The sequence below is a fragment of the Hydrogenophaga sp. 70-12 genome (assembly GCF_001897365.1).
GTDB lineage: Bacteria > Pseudomonadota > Gammaproteobacteria > Burkholderiales > Burkholderiaceae_C > Hydrogenophaga > Hydrogenophaga borbori.
In genome coordinates this window covers 6,155-12,008 of record NZ_MKSS01000376.1, presented here as the reverse complement: position 1 = coordinate 12,008, position 5,854 = coordinate 6,155, and the positions used below count along the sequence as shown (strand labels likewise).

The 5,854-nt window shown below is 73.0% G+C and carries 4 protein-coding genes; 2 read left to right on the top strand and 2 right to left on the bottom strand.

Annotation, left to right across the window (positions count from 1 at the left end):
* On the top strand, positions 1–1,460 hold a 1,460-nt coding region (locus tag BGO22_RS19285; RefSeq protein ID WP_286852242.1), incomplete at its 5' end, for a DEAD/DEAH box helicase.
* Positions 1,461–1,472: 12 nt separating this feature from the next.
* Here the strand turns inward: BGO22_RS19285 and BGO22_RS19280 are convergent.
* Positions 1,473–2,306 carry a symmetrical bis(5'-nucleosyl)-tetraphosphatase gene (locus BGO22_RS19280; protein ID WP_286852241.1) on the bottom strand — a complete coding sequence of 278 codons (834 nt, stop codon included), beginning with the start codon at positions 2,304–2,306 and terminating at the stop codon, positions 1,473–1,475.
* Positions 2,307–2,333: 27 nt separating this feature from the next.
* Here BGO22_RS19280 and BGO22_RS19275 point away from each other — a divergent pair, with 27 nt between their 5' ends.
* Complete coding sequence (locus BGO22_RS19275; RefSeq protein WP_070398954.1) at positions 2,334–3,653, top strand: hemolysin family protein; 1,320 nt, start codon at positions 2,334–2,336, stop codon at positions 3,651–3,653.
* 12 nt (positions 3,654–3,665) lie between these two features.
* On the opposite strand, the gene BGO22_RS19270 is transcribed toward BGO22_RS19275, so the two are convergent.
* On the bottom strand, positions 3,666–5,854 hold a 2,189-nt coding region (locus BGO22_RS19270), incomplete at its 5' end, for an ATP-dependent DNA helicase (protein WP_286852240.1).

The following is a 5,854-nucleotide window of genomic DNA, read 5'->3' as shown; positions in this document are numbered from 1 at the left end:
AAAGCTTCTCCGAACTCAACCTCGCGCCCGCGCTCGCGAAGGCCGTGGCCGAAATGGGCTACGAGACCATGACGCCCATCCAGGCGCAGGCCATCCCGCAGGTGCTCACCGGTCGCGACGTGATGGGCGCGGCCCAGACCGGCACCGGCAAGACCGCCGCCTTCTCCCTGCCGCTGCTGCAGCGCCTGCTCAAGCACGAGAACGCCTCCACCTCGCCCGCGCGCCACCCGGTGCGTGCCCTGGTGCTGCTGCCCACGCGCGAGCTGGCCGACCAGGTGGCCGAGCAGGTCAAGCTCTACGCCAAGTACACGCAGCTGCGCAGCACCGTGGTGTTCGGCGGCATGGACATGAAGCCCCAGACCCTGGAGCTGAAGAAGGGCGTGGAGGTGCTGGTGGCCACGCCGGGGCGCCTGCTGGACCACATCGAGGCCAAGAACTGCGTGCTCAACCAGGTCGAGTACGTGGTGCTCGACGAGGCCGACCGCATGCTCGACATCGGCTTCCTGCCCGATCTGCAGCGCATCCTGAGCTACCTGCCCAAGCAGCGCACCACGCTGCTGTTCTCGGCCACCTTCTCGCCCGAGATCAAGCGCCTGGCTGGCAGCTACCTGCAGGACCCCATCACGGTGGAGGTGGCGCGCTCCAACGCCACGGCCTCCACGGTCGAGCAACACTTCTACCGCGTCGACGACGACGACAAGCGCGGCACGCTGCGCCAGATCCTGCGCGAGCGCGGGCTCAAGCAGGCCTTCGTGTTCGTCAACAGCAAGCTCGGCTGCGCGCGCCTGGCGCGCTCGCTGGAGCGCGACGGCCTGAACACCGCCGCGCTGCACGGCGACAAGAGCCAGGACGAGCGCCTGAAGGCGCTCGACGCCTTCAAGCAGGGCAACGTCGACCTGCTGGTCTGCACCGACGTGGCCGCGCGCGGGCTGGACATCAAGGACGTGCCGGCGGTGTTCAACTTCGACATCCCGTTCAACGCCGAGGACTACGTGCACCGCATCGGCCGCACCGGCCGCGCGGGCGCCTCCGGCCTGGCGGTGTCCTTTGTCTCGGGGCGCGACGCGCGCCTGGTGGGCGAATTGGAAAAGCTGCTGGGCAAGAAGCTGGAGATCGAGGCGCTGGAGCTGGAGCAGGACCGCCGCCCCGCGGGCCGCTTCAACGACGGCCAGCGCGCCTGGCAGCGCGAGGGGTCGGGGCGCGAAGGCGCCGACAACCGCGAGGCCCGCGAATCGCGTGAACCGCGTGGCGTCCGTGCGCCGGCCCCGCGCGCGGCGCGCGCGCCGGCCGACCCCTTCTTCGACCAGCCCTACGAGGCCAAGCCGGCCGGCGATGCGCCGCCGCAGTGGGAAACCGCGCAGCGTGCGAACGCGCCCAAGGGCCTGTCGCCCAACATCAAGCAGCGGCGCAAGGTGCCGGCGCTGTTCAAGTCCAGCGCGCCGCCGCCGGCCGCGTCCTGACCGGACCGGCCCTCACCGCCCCGGGCGCTGCGCCTGGGGACAGTTCACCTCGAAGCGCTCCAGATCGTCCGGCGAGGCGCCCAGCCGCGCGGCCGTGAGACAGCCGCCCCACACGCAGCCCGTGTCCAGCGCCAGCAGGCGCGGCCGGTGCACGCCGCGCAGGGTGGACCAGTGGCCGAAGGCCACGGGGGTGTTCGCGGTGCGGCGGCCAGGCACCTCGAACCAGGGCAGGTGGCCCTCGGGCGCGGCGCCCGCGCCGTCCTTGGTCTCGAACTCCATCTCGCCCTCGGGCGTGCAGAAGCGCAGCCGCGTGAAGGCGTTGACGATCACGCGCAGGCGGTCGCTGCCCTGCAGGGCCTCGTGCCAGCGAGCGGGCTGGTTGCCGTACATCTGGTGCAGGAAGCCGCCCCAGTCGGGGGACTGCAGCACGGTTTCCACCTCGTGCGCGAGCTGCAGGGCCTCGGCCGCGTCCCACTGCGGCAGAACGCCGGCGTGCACCAGCAGCCAGCCACGCTCCATCAGGGCCAGGGGGCGCTGGCGCAGCCAGTCGAGCAGGGCTTCGCGGTCGGGCGCGGCCAGGATGTCGCCGATGGTGTCCACGCGGTGCGGCCGGCGCACGCCCTGCGAAACCGCGAGCAGGTGCAGGTCGTGGTTGCCCAGCAGGCACTGGCCGCTGCCGCCGAGCGCGATCAGCCGGCGCAGCGCGGCGAGCGAGGCGGGGCCGCGGTTGATGAGGTCGCCCAGCACCACGAGGCGGTCGCGGCTGGGCGAGAAGTCCACGAGGTTCAGCAGGCGGCCCAGGGGCTCGTCACAGCCCTGCACATCGCCGATGAGATAAATTGCCATCGCCCGATTATGGGTACCGCCCCTGCCATGGATACCGTCCTCATCGTTTTCCTGACGCTGCTCAACGGCGCTTTCGCGATGTCCGAGCTCGCGCTGGCGTCCAGCCGCAAGGCCCGCCTGGCGGCCATGGCCGAGGCCGGCGACAAGGGCGCGCGCACCGCGCTCGACCTGCTCGACAACCCCACGCAGTTCCTGTCCTCGGTGCAGGTGGGCATCACCTCCATCGGCATGCTCAACGGCATCGTGGGCGAGGCGGCGTTCAGCGACGACCTGGGCCTGTGGTTGCAGTCGCTGGGCCTCAAGGACAGCGTGGCCGGCGTGCTGGCCACGGCGCTGGTGGTCACGGTCATCACCTTCATCACCATCGTGTTCGGTGAGCTGGTGCCCAAGCGCATCGGCCAGCTCTACCCCGAGGCCGTGGCGCGCTGGGTCTCGCGGCCCATGGCGGCGGTGGCGCGCGGTGCCAAGCCCTTCGTGTGGTTGCTGACGCACACCACGCAGTGGGTGCTGAAGGCCCTGCGCGTGGACAACAGCGCCGCGCAGGTGGTCACGGAAGAAGAGATCCAGGCCAGCCTGGCCGAGGGCGTGGACGCCGGCATCATCGAAGCGCAGGAGCACCGCATGGTGCGCAACGTGTTCGGCCTGGACGAACGCCTGCTCACCTCCATCATGGTGCGGGCCTCGGACATCGAATGGCTGGACGCGGCGATCGGCGTGGACGACGCGGTGCGTCAGGCCGCGGCCTCGGGGCATTCGTGGTACCCGGTGTGCCGCGGCGGGCTGGAGGACGTGGTGGGCGTGATCCACGTGCCGCGCCTGCTGGCCCTGCAGGCCGGGGGCGAGCGGGGGCCGGTGGGCCCGCTCGCGCAGCCGGCGGTGTTCGTGCCCGAGACGCTCACCGGCATGGAATTGCTGGAGCAGTTCCGCGCGCGCGCCACGCGCATGGCCTTCGTGGTGGACGAGTACGGCGTGGTGCAGGGCCTGCTGACGCCGCTGGACATGCTGGAGGCGATCACGGGCGAGCTCTCGCCCGAGCGGTCGGTGGACGCCTGGGCGCACCCTTGCGAGGACGGCAGCTGGCAGGTGGACGGCGCGATGCCGGTGGCCGAGCTGAAGTCGAGGCTGGAGATCGACGCGCTGCCCGACGACGACAGGGGCCGCTACGCCACCGTGGCGGGGCTGATGCACTCCCTGGCCGGCGAGCTGCTGCACCAGGGGCAGCACGTGGACGGCGCGGGTTGGCGCTTCGAGGTGGAGGCGCTGGACGGCCGGCGCATCGCGCGCGTGCGGGTGACGCCGCTGCCGCCGGACGACGCCGAAGCGCCCGACGCGCGCCAGGACGGCTGATCCGCCACCGCTTCAGCCCACGCCCCACCAGGGCGGCAACAGCGCGCGCACTTCGGGGCTGGCGAAGCGCTCGTCGAGCAGCAGCAGCGTGCCGCGGTCCTCGGGCGTGCGGATCAGGCGGCCGGCGGCCTGCACCACCTTGTGCAGGCCGGGGTAGAGGTAGGCATCGGCCCAGCCCTGGGCGCCGGCCTGCTGCAGGCGCTCGCGCAGGGCCTCGCTCAAGGGGTCGGGCGGCGGCAGGCCCAGGGTGGCGATGCTCACGCCCACCAGGCGCGAGCCGGGCAGGTCGATGCCTTCGCCGAACACGCCGCCCAGCACCGCGAAGCCCATGCCCCGCCCGCCTTCGGCGAAGCGCGCGATGAAGGCCTCGCGCGCGGCCTCGTCCATGCTGCGCGACTGCGACCACACGGGCACGTCGGGCAGGGCGGCGCGAAAGGCCTCCAGCGCCTGCGTGAGGTAGTCGAAGCTGCTGAAGAAAGCGAGGTGGTTGCCCGGGTGTGCGCGGTAGTGCGCGCCGAGCTCGTTCACCAGGCGCGGCAGGGTGCGCGCGCGGTCGGCCCAGCGCGTGGACAGGCCGCGCGCCACGCGCACCGACCACTGCGACGGGTCGAAGGGCGAGGCCACGTCGAGCCGCGCCACGGGATCGGGCAGGCCGAGCAGTCGCTGGGTGTGCGCCATGGGCGCCAGCGTGGCCGAGAACAGCGTGGCCGCGTGCGCGTCGGCCCAGCGCGGCGCGAGCAGCTCGGCCGGCAGCAGGCAGCGCAGCGCCAGGCGCGGGCGCGGCTTGCCGCGCCGCGCGGGTGGGCCGGGCGATCGCTCCACCACCGAATGCGCGCCGAAACGCTCGGCCACGCGCAGGAAGTGCAGGACCTCGAACAGCCAGGGCTGCAGCGCGGCGCCGGCCTGCGGGTGGCGCGCCATGAAGTCGCTGAGCGTGGCGGCGTGGCGGCCCAGGGTGGCCATGAAGGCGGCGGGCAGGGCGTCGTCGAGCGTGGTGGTGCCGGGCCCGTCCAGGGCCAGCGCGCCCCAGGCGCGGTGCACCGCGTCCAGGCTGGATTTCAAGGCCAGCGGCGCCTGCGCGCGCCAGGCGCCGAAGCGCTGCGGGTCCAGCTCGGCGCTGTACATGGCACGCGCGCGTTCGGTCAGGTTGTGGGCTTCGTCGAGCAGCAGCTGCACGCGCCAGCCCTCGGCCTGGGCGAGCGACCAGGCTTGGGCGCTGAGGTCGAACCAGTGGTTGACGTCGCCCACCACCACGTCGGCCCAGCGCTGCATTTCCTGGGCGAGGTAGTAGGGGCAGACGCGGTGCGCCAGCGCGATGTCGCGCAGGGCCTCGCGGTCCAGCCAGGCGCGCTGCGCGGCGGCCTGGCGCGCGCCGTCCAGGCGGTCGTAGAAGCCCTGCGCGAGCGGGCAGGACTCGCCGTGGCAGGCCTTGTCGGGGTGCTCGCAGGCCTTTTCGCGCGCCAGGCGCTCCAGCACGCGCAGCGGCTGGGCCTTCAGCCGGCGCAGGCCATCGAGCGCGATGGCGCGGCCGGTGGTCTTGGGCGTGAGCACCAGCAACTGGTCGCTGCGCACCAGCGGCATGGCGCGCAGCGCGCCGAACAGCGTGGCCACGGTCTTGCCGATGCCGGTGGGCGCCTGCGCCAGCAGGTGGCGGCCCGCGCGCTGGGCGCGGAACACCGCCTCGGTGAGTTCGCGCTGGCCGGCGCGGTAGTCGCTGAAAGGGAAGGGCGTGGCGGCCAGCGCGGCGTCGCGCGCACGGCGGTGCGCGGCTTCCTGCCGCGCCCAGTCGCGGTAGCGCGCGCACAGGCCTTGCGTGAAGACCTGCAGGGCCTCGCGCGTGGCCTGGCGCGTGTGCACCGTTTCATGGCCACTGTCGATGTCGTAGTAGACCAGCGCGAGTTCGATCGATGCCAGGCCCTCGGCTTCGCACAGCAGCCAGCCATAGACCTGCGCCTGCGCCCAATGCAGGGCCTGGCGGTTGGGCGCGATGAGGGCCGGGTCGCCGCGGTGGGTCTTGGTTTCGTCGAGGCGGCGGGCCTGGGGGTCGTAGCCGTCGGCGCGGCCCTGCAGCAGCAGGCCCTCGCACAGGCCCGACAGCGTGCGCTCGCGCTGGTAGTGCGCGGGGCGGCGCGCGGCCACGCTGGCGTGGCCCACGATGCCCTCGAAGGCGCTGGGCGCGGGCGTGAAGCGGTGGTCGAGGT